Below are 13,192 nucleotides of genomic sequence, written 5' to 3'. Positions count from 1 at the left end.
GCCCAGCCCGGTCGGTTCACTGGAGTGCTCGGCTCCCGGTCGGCGTCGACCCCGACGGGGAGCTCATCCTCCGGCCGTTCTGCTGGAGGTGCGCTCTTCCGGGAGCGTTGTGGTCGGGGTGCCAGGGGCGCGGGTGGCCGAGAGCCGGGGGCGGAGGTGCCCGGCGACGACCCGCAGGTCCGTGAGGGAAGCCCCCTCCACCAGGGGCAGCACATCGGTGGCCAACAGCTCCAGGGCGAGCCCGTAGGCGGTGGCGTGCGTGTCCGCCGGCACCGCGAACTGGACGCACAGCCCTGGGGCGCCGCTGCTGCGGGCGAGGCCGCCGCGGCTTGCGAGGGAGTGGACGAGGGCGGTGGTCGTGGGCTCGTCCACCCGGTGAGTGGTGCGGATCGTGGCCCGGGCCGTCCATCGGATCACCGGGATCCTCCTGCGGGGGCCGGGTCAGGGCGGCGCCGGGGGACGGCGACGCCCGTTGCGGGGCGCGCCCCGTGGGGTGCCCTGCGGCGGGCACCGCGGACGGCGGGGGACTCCTGGTGCCGCCGGGGGGCGGTGTCCTCGTGCGGACGTGCCGGTGCGGTGATCCGCACTGTGGCGTTGCCGGTAGGGCCGGTGTCGCAGGGACCGGTGCCGGGGTGCCCGTGCTGGAGCCGGTGGGCCAGCAGGTCGATCGCGGTGGCGTCTGCGAGCCGGACCTGGTGCAGGTCCACGGTCAGTGCCGCGGCCGGGAACGCGGTGCGGGCCCGCTCCACCAGCGGAGGCAGGGCTTGCTGGTTGGCCGTGGTCAGGGTGCCGGTGACGGCCAGCGTCAGGTGCTGTCCGCTGAGGTCGACCTGGACGGTCACCGAGAGCTTGGGATGCATGGGTGAGTTCCTTGTTCTGGTGGGCATCGGACGATCCGGTGCCGCGGGGAGGACTGGACGTGGCGGGCACCGGCTCGCGGAGCCGGCCGTGGCCCCCCGGACGCCTGCTCCGCACGCGTGCGGGGCGCGGGCCGGTAACGCGGTGCACGGGCTCGGCCGCCGACCCGGCGCAACGGTGTCCCGGGGCGGGCGCCGTCCTTGGGACGGAGGCCGAGGTGCAGCACCGCTCCGACGCCGGGAAGGCGGCGTGTCAAGGCGCAGACGAGCGGTTCGTGGGCGGTCTGTGCCGGCGAGTGCTGCTGATGCGGTGGCAACCACAGCCGGTGACGCACGGGGGCCTCGACGTGGATCGAAGTGGCGTCCCGTCGAGCCGGGCGCACCCGCTCCACAGCTGGACCCTCTCGGCCCCGGCCGTGGTCATGGCCCGGTGGATCAGGCGTGCCTGCCCCATCCCGACGACGTCATGGCTCACCGTTCCCCCCACCGTGTCATTGCTCACCGTTCCCCCACCGTGACCTCCCCCTCGCGCCCGGGCGCAGGACGGCGTTGTCCCGGGCTCGGGCCCGATGTCCCCGGTCCGCTCTATCGTCGGCACAGGAGCGGTCCGTCCGCCACTGGGGGACCGCGGTGTGCGTTTCGCGGACCATCGGCGGTCTTTCCCCGGCCGCAGGTTACGGAAAGCGTCGCCGGCGGGCGGCTGCTGTCCTGCGGGCGAGGGGCAGGCGGAAGGTGCCTGACGGGCTGTGCGTGCCGGGACCGACGCCGCCACCTAGCCCGCCGGTCCCGCGGAAGGTGATGGTCAGGTGCGCGGAGCGGTGGCCGGGGCGTGCCCGTAGCGGTCCTGAGGGGCGGTGGAGCGATCCCGGTGGGCGCCGCCCCAGAGGGCCATGGCCGGTCGGTGGAGTCGACCACCCGCCCCTGGGGGCGAGCGCGCAGCGGGCAGGGTCGGTGCCGTCGTTGCTTCCGGGGCGGGGCCGGGCGGGCACATGGGGTGGTGCGTGGTGGTGGCCGTGGCCGAGGGCAGCGCGCTGTCCGCCTCCTGGCGCCGGTGTTGCCGGTGTGCCCCTCGCCAGCACCGGCGCCGCACGCCGACCGGGCCGCCGGTCCCTGGACCCGCCAGGGCTCCACCACCTCCACCGACAAGCCGACCTTCCGCGGCACCCCTGCGGCGGCGTCCGGTGGCCGCCGGTCGGTGGGCGCTGACCGGCTCCCCGAGCAGCCGGACAAGAACGGGTCAGGAAGTGCTCAGCACTCGCAGTCACCGCAGTAGCTGGTCCCGCCTGCCTGGCGGGCGAGCTGGGAGCGGTGGCGGACCAGGAAGCAGGAGGCGCAGGTGAACTCGTCGGCCTGCTCCGGGATCACCGCCACGGTGAGCTCCTCGTGCGACAGGTCCGCCCCGGGCAGGTCGATGCCCTCGGCGGTGTCGGTGTCCTCCAGGTCGATGACCGCCGTCTGGGTGGTGCTGCGCTGGGCTCGGATGGCTTCCAGGGACTCGTTGGCCGGCTCGTCCTCGTCCCGGGTGCGCGGGGCGTCGTAGTCGGTGGCCATGATGTGGCGGGTCCTCCTGCAGATGGTGTGACCGTGCACGAGAAGCCGGCACGGGAAGAACCAGAGTGTACCGACACGAGGGGAGGGACCGCTGAGATCCCGGGTCGCTGATGGAGCCGCGGCGTTGCAGTGGGGGTTCCCGTGCGCGCGGGTCGTGTTCCTGCACGAGCGATCCCGGGCCACCGGCCCAAGTAGGGGCCGCCGTGCCCCGGGGGAGGTGTGGAGTGGCCGCTGCGGCCCTGGACCTCGGTGGTCCTCCGCTCCGGTGTGGGAGTGGGGAGCGGGGGAGCTCTCCGTGATGGCTTCAGCGGCGCCCGGTGTGGTGGTCACCGCCGTCCGGGTCCTCTGCACGCGTTCGGGCGGCGGGGCTGGCATCCGCGGTGGGTCGTGGCATTGTTGCCGGTGAGGCCTTGGGCCTCGTCCGCGATGATCGTCGGCCTCCGCCGGCGATCGGTTCGGTGGCCAGGAAGGGATCCGTGATGATGGACGCACTGCCGAATCCCCTGGAGACACTGTCGCTGGACCAGCTGCGCCGGCGCACCAGCATCAAGTGGCGCGCCCATCCCGGGGATGTGCTGCCGCTGTGGGTGGCGGAGATGGACGTGTCCTTGGCGCCGGCGGTGGCCCAGGCCGTGCATGAGGCCATCGACCGTGGTGACACCGGATACCCGGCCGGCACCGACTACGCCGAGGCGCTGAGCGCCTTCGCGGCGCGGCGATGGCAGTGGGACGGGATCGTTGTGGAGCGCACCGCGCTCGTGCCGGACGTGATGATGGGTGCGGTCCAGCTGCTGCGCCTGGTGACCGATCCGGGGGATGCGGTCGTGGTGAACGCCCCCGTCTACGCCCCCTTCTACGCCTTCGTCGCCCACGACGCCCGCCGCGTCGTGGAAGCACCGCTGGGCGATGACTCCCGGATCGACCTGGACGTCCTGGAGGCCGCCTTCCGGCGCGCCCGGGCGCACGGGGGAAAGGTCGCCTACCTGCTGAGCAACCCGCACAACCCCACCGGGACCGTCCACACCCGCCAGGAACTGGCCGCGGTGGCCGAACTGGCACGCCGCCACGGGGTGCGGGTGATCGCCGACGAGATCCACGCGCCCCTGGTGCTGTCCGGGGCCCGGTTCACCCCGTATCTGAGCGTGCCCGGTGCGGAGGACGGGTTCGCGCTGATGTCGGCCTCCAAAGGGTGGAACCTCGCCGGGCTCAAGGCCGCCGTGGCCCTCGCCGGCCCGGAGGCGGGCGCGGACCTGCACCGCATGCCCGAAGAGGTCAGCCACGGCCCCAGCCACGTGGGAGTCATCGCCCACACCGCCGCCTTCACCGCCGGGCAGGCGTGGCTGGACGCGCTCCTCGAGGGCCTGGACGCCAACCGGACACTGCTGAGCCGCCTGCTGGCCCAATACCTGCCGGCCGTGCGGTACACCCCGCCGCAAGGCACCTATCTGGCGTGGCTGGACTGCCGCCCGTTGGGCCTGGAGAACGGCCAGGACCCCGAGGGGCTGGCGGTCGTCTCGGACATGGCCGCCACCGCCCAGATGTTCCTCGACCGGTCCCGCGTCGCCGTGAGCTCCGGGCACGTCTTCGGCGCCGGCGGGGCCGGGCACGTGCGGTTGAACTTCGCCACCTCACAGACCATCCTCACCCAGGCGATCACCCGCATGGGACAGGCGGTCAGGGACCTGCCCTAGCCGGGCGGATCGCCCTGGTCGCCCCGTGCCCGCTCCGGGCGGCCGCACGACCGGAGCGGTTCCACCCTGCGTCCTGCACATGCTCCCTCCGGGGCGGAGGGCCACAGGAGGGCCTCGGCATGATCCCAAGGGTCACATCCTCCTCGGCCATGCCCGCCGCGAACCGTGTCGCAGCCGGGCCCGGGCCCACGTCGGGACGCCCGCTGTCGACGGGGCACCCCGTGCGACATCGGCGCGGCGTCCGTGGCCGCCGCGGCTGCCGAGGCGTGCAGCACCGGCGCAGAAGGGGAGCCGAAGCCGGCGAACGCCTGTCTGTGCACGTCAGGCTGTTGTTATAAACCGCATATTTGCATTGGTGAGTCAGTTCGTGAGTACGGTTCAAGGGTCATCACCCCTCCTGAAAGTCGAGTGACACCATGAAGAAGAGTGCTGCTGGCGCCGCCCTGGTCGCTGCGGTCGGATTCTCCGCTCTGACCGCCGCCCCGGCCTCCGCCCTGTCGTTTCCGCTGTTCGAGACCTGTGATGCCGCCGCGGCCGCGGGGGTCTACAACATCCCGGCCGGGGATCCGCGCTACACCCCGGAGCTGGACCCCGACGCGGACGGGACCGCCTGCGAGAACCCCGACTACGCCTACATTCCGCTGCCTCCCGTCGGTGAGGTTCCCGCCGACCCGCAGGTGGAGCAGATGCCGGTCGGTGGCGCCGACACCGGGGTGGCCGTGGCCCCGGAGAAGTCCACCACCGGGACCGCCGCGCTGGGCCTGGCCGGACTGGCCGCCGTCGCCGGTGCGGTTGTGGTCGCCCGTCGTCGGACCGTGCGCCCGTAACCTCTTCTGGACGGCCCCGCATCCTGGCCGGTGCGGGGGCCGTCCTGCTGTCCTCCGGGGTCCGGGGCCGGGTCCTGGTGGGCCGTCCCGCCACAGCGCCTCGCGCTGAGAGCGGGGGTCCGGTGGGGCGCGGGGCGCCGGCAGCCTCCCCGCGGAGGAGCCTGCTCGGATCCGGGGAGATCGCCGGGGGCGCGCCGTCGTGGCCGGCGGCCACCGGGTGGCCTACGCCACCGCCTGCCCCGGGGCCGTGGACCACCCCGGGGGGAGCCCACCCTGGGGGAGGACGCCAAGGCGTTCGTCACGGTGGTCGCCCAAGCCGGCAACGTCCCGGTCGAGTAGCGGCGGCCCGGCGGTGGCCGAGGCGTTCACCGCCGGCCGGAGCCAGCCCCCGGGGCCTCCTGGAGCGCCGGAGCGCAGCACATCGCAGGAGGGAAGCCCCTTCTGCGCGCTTCTCGGGCGGGAAGGGGTTTCCCGTACTCGTGGAGCCGACGGCTGGACGTCGCCGGCGGAGGCCGCGTGCGGGCCGATCCGGTCCGCACGGCGCAGGAACGTCGCCACGCCCTCGTCGAGCTGGTCCGGCACGGCCGCCGGCGGACCGGCGAGGACCAGGCCGGTGGGCAGCCCGGCCCGGACGCAGTGCTGCACGTCGGCGGCGGGCCGGGTGATCTCCTCGCGATCGGTGGCGTGGATGTCGTCCACGGCCATGACCAGGCCCGTGGTGTGCTCCTCCAGTAGCCGCAGCAGCCGCAGCAGCCGCACCCCTTCCTCTCGCCGCTGCAGCTGCTGGGCGGGTGCTGGTCGGGTGGTGATGCCGCACGCGGTTGCGGTGAGGGCGGTGACCCGTCGCCCGCTGCGTCCCGCGCCGAGCTCGTCGGCCCACTGGCGCACGGCGTTGCCGATGCGGCCCGGAAACCCCTGCGCGGCCGATGGGCACCGTGGAGTGGTGCCTGCGGTCGGTCGAGAAGGGCTTTCCCGGTGCTCTCCTGTGAACATCGCTGCATTCCATGGAGGTCTCCCGGCCACTTCGGCGTTGCTCCCTGCGCCGGATGCGGAGGAACCGGCCGGGGGAGCCCGTCACTCCGTCCAGCCGTCGACGGTCACACAGGACTGCTGTGCTGGGTCGGCGCTGCCTCCCAGGCCCTGCGGTTCCCGGCCAGGGACCCTGAAGAGGGCACGGGGGGCCCGCACCCTGCCTCGGCAAGGAAATCGCCACCCCGCCGTCAGGGCGGGGTGGCGATTTCCGCCACCGGTGTCGCAGCCTTCCCGCCGCTACCGGGACTGTCCGTGAGGATCCTGCTGTCTTGTCAGGGCAGGACGGTGATGTTCGCCGCCTGGAGGCCCTTCGGGCCCTGCTGGACCTCGAACTGCACCCGCTGGTTCTCCTCCAGGGAGCGGAAGCCCCCGGAGTTGATCGCCGAGAAGTGCGCGAACACATCCGCGGATCCGTCGTCCGGGGCGATGAAGCCGAAACCCTTCTCGGCGTTGAACCACTTGACCACACCAGTCGTCATTGTCAGTACCTGTTCTTCCTGCCATGAAGCCGAGCCGAACCCCTGACCGGAGGGGCTCGTGCACGTGGGTCCCGTGCACCGCCAGCCTGACAGAGGTTCAGGGGCCCGGACAGGCCGGCGCGCACAGGAGCCCTGTGTGTCACCGCATGACCGTGGGCGGCCCCATCGACCTTCCGTCGAAACCGTCGGGCTGCCCGCCCTGCCCGCCCTGATCCTCGCGCTCGCGCTGCTCCACGGACCCTGACGCCGTGGGGTTGCCGGCATGGTTCGCACGGGAGGCCGGCTGCGACCTCCTGCTGGCCTGCATGCACCCTCGACCGTGCGGGTTACTGTGGTGCGTCGTGGTCGCGGATGCGCTGAGCGAGCTGGGTCAGGCTGATCTCACCGGCTACGTAGCGGTCCGTGTCTGCCATGGCCTTCGGGACGGTGGCCAGGCTCTCCAGGGCCGCGTGGTGCCAGCTCATCTCCGCTGCCAGCACCTGCTGGAGCTGGTCCCGGGCCGTCCCGGTCAGCGGCGCGAACGCCCTCCTGGCCTGGCTTGCTCGCTCCACCCTCACCACCTCAGCTCAGTGACCGTCACAGTGGCAGTGACCGCCGCTCCACCGCTGGCCACAGCCCTCAGCCGCCACCGCCTCCGCGGCGTCGCCTGCCGTGACGGGATCAGGCGGGCCCTCACCACCACTGGATCAGCTCAGGCCACGGACGCGTCCCAGCACACCGGTCCCGCCTACATTATGGCCCCTTCGTACCCGTCGTGGGCATTGACCGGGTGCCGGCTTGGCATCACCGCCGGGACAGTCCGGTCCATGCCATGACGGGGTGGTCCTCGACCACCCCGCGGGGCCGGTCACGGTCGGCGCCGTGGCCGCGCAGGCGGCCGTCACGGTGGTGGGTGGGAGCGGTGGGGTGCAGCCGTAGGGAGCGCGGCGTTCCCCTGGTCAGAGACGAGCCAGTCCCTGCCTGCGGCGGGGCCCGTGCCGCAACCCGGGCGGGCCGCTGCCACCCGCCTTGGCGGGTTCGCAACGGCCCGCCGAGGTGCGGAACCGGATCTAATAGCTGCCGGAGGCGCCCCCGCCGGAGGAGCCGTTCGAGCTGGCTCCGGAGTACAGGTGCGGATGGGCCAGGTACAGCGGCAACCACACCGCCGGGCTGGTCACGGCATCATCCCCCCGGTGGGAGCAGCGGTACTTCCGGTAGGCCCGACGCTGCTCCTCGCTCAGCTGCAGGTCCGGGTCGTGCTCCTGCGCGGAACGGATCTCCTCCTCGGCGATCCGGGCCCGGCGCCGGGAATCGGCCACGGCCCACCAGATCATCGAGCCCCCCAGCACGCCGACGCCGCCGGCCACGCTGCCCACCAGCGCCCAGTTGACCGGTTCGTGGGGCGGTTGCTGGCCCTGGGCGTAGCGGTAGATCTGGTCGGTGGCCTCAAGGAGGCCCTCGGCGTAGCGCTGATCGGCGAAGGCCGGGGCGAGGACCTCCTCGACGACGTCCTCGGCCTCCCCGTCGGAGAAGGACTCCCGCGCCCTGTCTGCGGTCTCGATGCGCAGTTCCCGCTCCCCGGTGGCCGCCACGATCAGCACCCCGTTGTCGGCACCCTCCTCACCGACGCCCCAGGCGGTGGCGACCTCACGGGCGTAGTCCTCGATCGGCCCGTGCGTGTCCTGGACCGTCAGCACGGCCACCCGGGCCGCGTCCGTGGAGTCGTTGCGTTCTTCGACCAGGGCGTTGAGGTCCTGTTCCTGGTCCGCACTGAGCACCCCGGCCGCGTCCAGCACGTTGCCTGCCCGAGGCGGTTCCGGCACGACCGCGGACTCCTCGGCGGCGCACCCGGTGAGCGCCAGCACCAGCGCCACCCCCGCCATGCTCCTCGGCGTCACCGCTGTTCGCATCCTCGCCTCCTCACCGACCGCACCACCCTCGAACCGCCCTGCCGGCTCTCCTCCGGTGGGGCGGTCTGCCGTTTCGGCCCGTACGGCCCAGGCGGATCGTCGCGCCCCGGACGGGGAGGTGATGACCGCGCCCATGCTCACCGGAGCGGCACCCGTATCAGGGCATGCTACCGACGATCTTCCATTCCTGGCCGCACCACCCGCGGGCCTGTGCCCCCGCGGGTCGGCGACGCACCCGCGCGGTCGACGGTGTCCCTTCCACGGGTGCACTCTCCCTCCGCGCGAGCCCCGGTCGTCTCCGTTCAGGACATGGCCCCTCGGCGGTCTGCGTTCCGCGCGCTGACGCCTCGGTGGCGGGGTGCACCCCTTCCCCCCGTCCCGAGCGGGGAGGCTGCCGGTTCCCACGGAGCACTCGGGCCGCGGGCTGGACATCGCCTCCTGGCTCCGACCCCGGCACCGCGGTCCGCGGCGCCGGCGTCGAGCGGGCCTGCGGCCGGGGGCCAGGGCCGCGGCGGCCGCCCCGGACCGAGGGCCACGGCCGGGTTCCACGGTGCAGCACGGCGAACGCCAGATCCGGACTGCTCATCCGGACTCACCGCGGCCTCTCCCGGCCCCGGCAACCGGCGCGCAGGTGCTGGGTCAGGGTTTTCGCGTCCCCGGTGCGTTCGGCGCGAGCGCGGGCATCGGTGCGGGAGGCCATCCACGCGGTCTCGCGCTGCAGTTTGCGATAGCTCTCCAGCCGCCGTGCCTGCAGTGTCCCGTTGGCGATGGCGGCCAGTACCGCGCACCCGGGTTCAGTGTGGTGCCGGCAGTCGGAGAAGCGGCACTGCGCGGCCAGGTCCTCCAGATCGGCGAAGGTGTGGCGCACCCCTTCGTCCGCGCCCGTCAGACCGATCGAGCGCAGCCCGGGGGTGTCCAGCAGCACGCCTCCACCGGGAAGGGGGCGTAGTTCGCGCCAGGCCGTGGTGTGGCGGCCCTTGCCGCCGACGGCGCGCACGGGCCCGGTCGCCAACAGGTCTGTGCCCAGGAGCCGGTTGCCCAGCATGGACTTGCCCACCCCGGAGGCGCCGAGCAGCACGATGGTGCCCTCCAGCACCGCGCGCAGCTCGGTGATGCCCTCGCCGGTGGGTGCGCTGGTGAGCAGCACGTCGACCCCGAGGGCCACACTGGCCAGTTCTTCCCGGGCCGCCTGCGGATCGGGGTGCGTATCGGCCTGGGTCAACGCCACCACCGGGCGGGCACCGGACTCCCAGGCCAGGGCCAACAACCGTTCGGTACGGGCATGGCGGACAGGAGCGGCCAGTGAGACCGCGATCAGGACCGTGTCCACGTTCGCGGCCAGCAGTTGACCGCGTGGGCTGCCATCGGCCCCGGCCCGTGCCAGGGCGGTGCGGCGCGGCAGCACGGCCTCCAGCATCGCCGCAGCAGTGTCCGTGGCCGGAAGCACGGCGATCCAGTCGCCGGTGGTGGGCCCAGTGCCCGAACCGGTGTGCTGCGCCGGCCGGAGCCCGACCCGTGCGGGTCCGCGGTCGGTGATGACCTCGCACAGACCCCGTTCGGTGCGGAGCACCCGGGCCGGGACGGCTCCGGCAGCGTGGCCGGCCACAGTGTTGAAGGTGCTCTCCCAGTGCTCGTCCCAGCCGTGGGCAGGGAGCAGGGAGGAAGTCGGTGTCGAGGAGGACAACGGGAGACCCTTTCTGGGTGGTCTCCGTCGGACCGGGAAGAACACGGCGGTGCTTGCGGCGGTCGGCCGAAGACGGTGGAGGTGAGCGACAGCAGAGGATGGGCTCGCACAGCATCGACCGGTGTGACCGCCATCGACACACCTCCGCCTGGTCCCTGGAGGCCGATCCTGCTCGGAAGGTTCCTGCGCGGCGAGATGCCACCGGCGTGCGCAGGGGAAGCGGCACCGGATGCCCGGAACGACAGCCCCTCCCGGCGGCATGCACGAGCCGGGATCATGCGGAAGGGACCCGTCTCGCTGTTGGTGCTCCACCACCGGCGGGAGAAGCCGGCACGGGGGACACGGTGTGCTCCCCGTGCCGGCCGACAGGTCGGCCCCCTCCGCCTCTGCGCCCGTGACCCTTGGCGGGGGCGGCGCTCGCGGGCGGGGGGGGGGCGGGGTCTTGTCCAGGGCCGGTCAGGGCCGGGTGCCGACCGCTACCAGGTATTCCAGCTCGAAGCGTGCCCGTCGGGACGTGCCCCGGTTCCACTGCTCGCAGAGGTCCTCGAGCGCGGCGTCGAACTGCGCGGCCCGGCCCTGGCGTTCAGCGTTGGCCCGGGTGGCGATGGTGGGACCGTAGTACGCCTTGAAGTGCTCGCCGAAGTCTCGGGGCCGGGTGAACGCGGTGACGTCGAGGACGTCGCGGTCGACGGTGTGGAACTCCGCCCGTCCGCCGAACAGTTCCCGCAGGTGCTCCTCGCTGCCCCACAGCGGCGGGGGCAGCGCGCCCGGCGGCGGGGCGGGGGCGAAGGGCTTCATCGTGCGGAAGAGTTCCCCCACCATGCCTTCCGGCGTCCAGCTCAGCAGCGCGAGGGTCCCGTCGGGACGGCACACCCGCACCAGCTCGTCGGCCGTCTGCTGGTGGTGGGGGGCGAACATCGCCCCGATCAGCGACATCACGACGTCGTAGGAGGCGTCCTCGAACGGCAGGTGCTCGGCATCGGCCTCGACCCAGTCCAGGCTCAGTCCTGCCGCCTGCGCGCGGCGGCGGCCGATCTCGAGCAGTTCGGGCGTCAAGTCGCTGGCGGTGACATCGGCTCCGGTGGCGGCGGCGGGAAGGGAGGCGTTGCCGGTGCCGGCACCGACATCGAGAACGCGCTGTCCAGGACCGATCCCACTGGCCTCGACGATGCGCGGACCCAGCGGGAGCAGGAACGTCTCGACCATGGTGGAGTAGTTGCCCGAGGCCCACACGGCGCGGTGCTTGGCCTTGAGCTGGAGGTCTGCGCTGCGCGTGCTGTCCAGGGTGGTCATGGCGGGATCTCCTTGTCGGTGTGCAGGGCGCCTCGGACCGAGGCCTGTGACCGGGGTGGTGGGTAGCTGTGCCACGCTTCCCAGCATCGGCCGATCGACCGGGCGGAACATCGGGAGAATGCCCTATCCGTGCCCTACGCCCCGCCTCGTGCCACCGCCACCGCAGCCGCCTGCGCGCGGTTGTGCACACCGAGCTTCATCAGGATCCGGCTCACGTGGTGTCCGGCGGTCTTCTCACTGATCCTCAACGTCGTCGCGATCCGCGCGTTGGACTTCCCCTGGGCGACCAGATCGAGGACCTCGTGCTCGCGCGAGGTCAGCTCGCCCGCGCTCCTGGGCCGGGGACCCGTGCCGCGGCCCAGCTCGCGCAGGACCTCGGCCGCGCGGTCCAGTGCCCGGGACGCCCCGAGGTCACGGAAGGTGCTCTGGGCCGCCAGCGCCTCCTCCCTGGCCAGCTCGGGCGAGTCGTTCATGACCGACCGGGCCAGTTCAAGCCGGGCCACCCCGGCGTCCAGTGGCATCCCCAGCATCCCGAAGGCGCGCAGGGCCCGCCGGGCGTGCTCGGCCCCCTCGGCACGGTGACCAGTGGCCAGGGCGCAGCGTGCCGCGGCGAGATCGGCACGGGCCGAGCCCAGACGCATTCCGGAGTGCCCGGCGATCCGGCGCAGGCTCGCGGTGGCGGCCTCCGCGGCCCCGAGGTCACCGGCTGCCAGGCAGGCCTCGACGAGGGCGGCGAGCAGCTGCGTGGTGCGCACAGCATGTCCCTCCGTCTCGGCCAGGCCCCGCTCGAGCAGGCGGACAGCCACCTGCGCTCGGCCCTCGGCGATGTGGAGCAGGGCCAGTGCGCGCAGCGACGAGGGGTGCTCCTCACGCCCGGACAGCATCTGTTCCGCCTCGCGCAAGCGGCCCTGGTGGATCCGCAGCTCGGCCAGGGTGGCGAGGGCCGGGGCACTCAGGTCCGGTATGTACCGGGCATGGGTGGCCAGGGCGGACTCCAGCGACGCCTCGGCCTCGGGCCAGTGACCCGTGGCGATCAGCACGTCGGCATGCACGGTCCGGCACACCCCCAGCAGCGGGGCCGCGCGGTGAGTCCGTGCGAAGGCCTCGACGTGCTCGCACCACTCCGTGGCCCGCTCCCACTCCTCCGCCTCGGCACAGGCCAGGATCAGATGGCAGTAGGCCGAGCCCACGGTGTGGATGCTGCGGACCCGGCCCGCCGTGGCCGCGACCATGGCCTCCTCGAGCAGGTGCAGGCCCGGCTCCCGGTGGCCCGCAGCGAGCTCCGCCCGGCCGAGCAGGCTCAGCGCGAGCACCTCGAGGTCCTCCGCACCCGTCTCACGGCTGATACGCAGCGCCCGTCTCGCCTGGAACGCCTGGTCCTCGACGGACGTCGCATGCTGGGCCCGCCCGACCGCCACCCAGCCGTGCCCGGCACCCATGGGGGCGCCCTGCAGGACCCGTTCGGCCCGAGCGAGCCACCCCCGGGCCGCAGAGGGCCGGCCACCGATCTCGTGCTGCTCGGACACCCAGACCGCCACCCGCGCCGCGTCGTCGACACGGCCCTGGGCGACGTACCCGGCGAACGCCCGCTCACGCCACTGGATCCCCTGCGCGATCCGGCCCTCGAACCACAGAGCGAGACCCAGGCCCTCGGCGGCGACCGCGTCCGCGGCGGCCTCCTCGCCGTCCACGACGCGCTCGAAGGCCTCACGCGCGCCGGCCCAGTCGGCCCGTTCCAGCGCCAGCGTCCCCTGGTGGATGGTCTCGCCCACCCGCGGCGCATCCATGCGGAAAGTATCCCACTGCGCTCGCCTCGTGGACAGGGCGAGCCCGGAGCCCACGCCGCCCCTTCCGTGCGCACGGCGGCGGGGGTCGCCGGACGGGGGGGT

At 73.4% G+C, this 13,192-nt stretch carries 12 protein-coding genes; 2 read left to right on the top strand and 10 right to left on the bottom strand.

Going from position 1 to position 13,192, the window contains the following annotated elements; translation table 11 throughout:
• Positions 1-63: 63 nt before the first annotated feature.
• The 3 genes from ACYSMR_RS00380 to ACYSMR_RS00370 form a co-directional block, all read right to left on the bottom strand.
• The gene (locus tag ACYSMR_RS00380; protein WP_309126256.1) at positions 64-417 is read right to left on the bottom strand and encodes a hypothetical protein; all 354 of its coding nucleotides are present in this window, start codon (positions 415-417) and stop codon (positions 64-66) included.
• Positions 414-860, bottom strand: a complete 447-nt coding sequence (locus tag ACYSMR_RS00375; protein WP_461747037.1) for a hypothetical protein — start codon at positions 858-860, stop codon at positions 414-416. Before ACYSMR_RS00375 ends, ACYSMR_RS00380 begins: the two co-directional genes overlap by 4 nt.
• A 1,245-nt stretch (positions 861-2,105) precedes the next feature.
• Entirely contained in the window at positions 2,106-2,408 is a 303-nt protein-coding gene (locus ACYSMR_RS00370) for a DUF4193 domain-containing protein (RefSeq protein WP_251334815.1), read from the bottom strand.
• 479 nt (positions 2,409-2,887) lie between these two features.
• On the opposite strand from ACYSMR_RS00370, the gene ACYSMR_RS00365 reads away from it, so the two are divergent.
• Together ACYSMR_RS00365 and ACYSMR_RS00360 are read left to right on the top strand one after the other, a co-directional pair.
• Positions 2,888-4,099, top strand: a complete 1,212-nt coding sequence (locus tag ACYSMR_RS00365; RefSeq protein WP_461748049.1) for a MalY/PatB family protein — start codon at positions 2,888-2,890, stop codon at positions 4,097-4,099.
• Between the two features lie 416 nt (positions 4,100-4,515).
• Positions 4,516-4,926 (top strand): excalibur calcium-binding domain-containing protein, encoded by a 411-nt coding sequence (locus ACYSMR_RS00360; protein WP_309126258.1) that lies wholly within the window; start codon positions 4,516-4,518, stop codon positions 4,924-4,926.
• Between the two features lie 222 nt (positions 4,927-5,148).
• Here the strand turns inward: ACYSMR_RS00360 and ACYSMR_RS00355 are convergent, their stop codons facing one another.
• The 7 genes from ACYSMR_RS00355 to ACYSMR_RS00325 form a co-directional block, all read right to left on the bottom strand.
• Entirely contained in the window at positions 5,149-5,814 is a 666-nt protein-coding gene (locus ACYSMR_RS00355; protein WP_461747036.1) for a hypothetical protein, read from the bottom strand.
• Between the two features lie 416 nt (positions 5,815-6,230).
• Positions 6,231-6,437: a cold-shock protein gene (locus ACYSMR_RS00350; protein ID WP_309126280.1), complete on the bottom strand. Its 207-nt coding sequence runs from the start codon at positions 6,435-6,437 to the stop codon at positions 6,231-6,233.
• 326 nt (positions 6,438-6,763) lie between these two features.
• The gene (locus ACYSMR_RS00345; protein WP_251334720.1) at positions 6,764-6,988 is read right to left on the bottom strand and encodes a hypothetical protein; all 225 of its coding nucleotides are present in this window, start codon (positions 6,986-6,988) and stop codon (positions 6,764-6,766) included.
• A 498-nt stretch (positions 6,989-7,486) separates the two neighbouring features.
• On the bottom strand, positions 7,487-8,326 hold the full coding sequence (locus ACYSMR_RS00340) for a TPM domain-containing protein (protein ID WP_461747035.1): 840 nt from the start codon (positions 8,324-8,326) through the stop codon (positions 7,487-7,489).
• Positions 8,327-8,918: 592 nt separating this feature from the next.
• The gene (gene rsgA / locus ACYSMR_RS00335) at positions 8,919-10,271 is read right to left on the bottom strand and encodes a ribosome small subunit-dependent GTPase A (protein WP_461748048.1); all 1,353 of its coding nucleotides are present in this window, start codon (positions 10,269-10,271) and stop codon (positions 8,919-8,921) included.
• 195 nt (positions 10,272-10,466) lie between these two features.
• Positions 10,467-11,303, bottom strand: a complete 837-nt coding sequence (locus tag ACYSMR_RS00330; protein WP_309126277.1) for a class I SAM-dependent methyltransferase — start codon at positions 11,301-11,303, stop codon at positions 10,467-10,469.
• Between the two features lie 134 nt (positions 11,304-11,437).
• On the bottom strand, positions 11,438-13,090 hold the full coding sequence (locus ACYSMR_RS00325) for a LuxR C-terminal-related transcriptional regulator (RefSeq protein WP_461747034.1): 1,653 nt from the start codon (positions 13,088-13,090) through the stop codon (positions 11,438-11,440).
• Positions 13,091-13,192: the final 102 nt, after the last annotated feature.

It is taken from the genome of Kocuria sp. U4B (assembly GCF_054875615.1).
Note: the sequence above shows the minus strand (reverse complement) of the source record. Positions and strands in the feature narration are given on the sequence as shown.

Excerpts from the sequence above, each read along its gene's own strand:
- ACYSMR_RS00375 (WP_461747037.1), bottom strand. The coding sequence starts at position 860 with ATGCATCCCAAGCTCTCGGTGACCGTCCAGGTCGACCTCAGCGGACAG.
- ACYSMR_RS00370 (WP_251334815.1), bottom strand. The coding sequence starts at position 2,408 with ATGGCCACCGACTACGACGCCCCGCGCACCCGGGACGAGGACGAGCCG.
- ACYSMR_RS00365 (WP_461748049.1), top strand. The coding sequence starts at position 2,888 with ATGATGGACGCACTGCCGAATCCCCTGGAGACACTGTCGCTGGACCAG.
- ACYSMR_RS00360 (WP_309126258.1), top strand. The coding sequence starts at position 4,516 with ATGAAGAAGAGTGCTGCTGGCGCCGCCCTGGTCGCTGCGGTCGGATTC.
- ACYSMR_RS00350 (WP_309126280.1), bottom strand. The coding sequence starts at position 6,437 with ATGACGACTGGTGTGGTCAAGTGGTTCAACGCCGAGAAGGGTTTCGGC.
- ACYSMR_RS00340 (WP_461747035.1), bottom strand. The coding sequence starts at position 8,326 with ATGCGAACAGCGGTGACGCCGAGGAGCATGGCGGGGGTGGCGCTGGTG.
- rsgA (WP_461748048.1), bottom strand. The coding sequence starts at position 10,271 with ATGCCGCCGGGAGGGGCTGTCGTTCCGGGCATCCGGTGCCGCTTCCCC.
- ACYSMR_RS00330 (WP_309126277.1), bottom strand. The coding sequence starts at position 11,303 with ATGACCACCCTGGACAGCACGCGCAGCGCAGACCTCCAGCTCAAGGCC.
- ACYSMR_RS00325 (WP_461747034.1), bottom strand. The coding sequence starts at position 13,090 with ATGGATGCGCCGCGGGTGGGCGAGACCATCCACCAGGGGACGCTGGCG.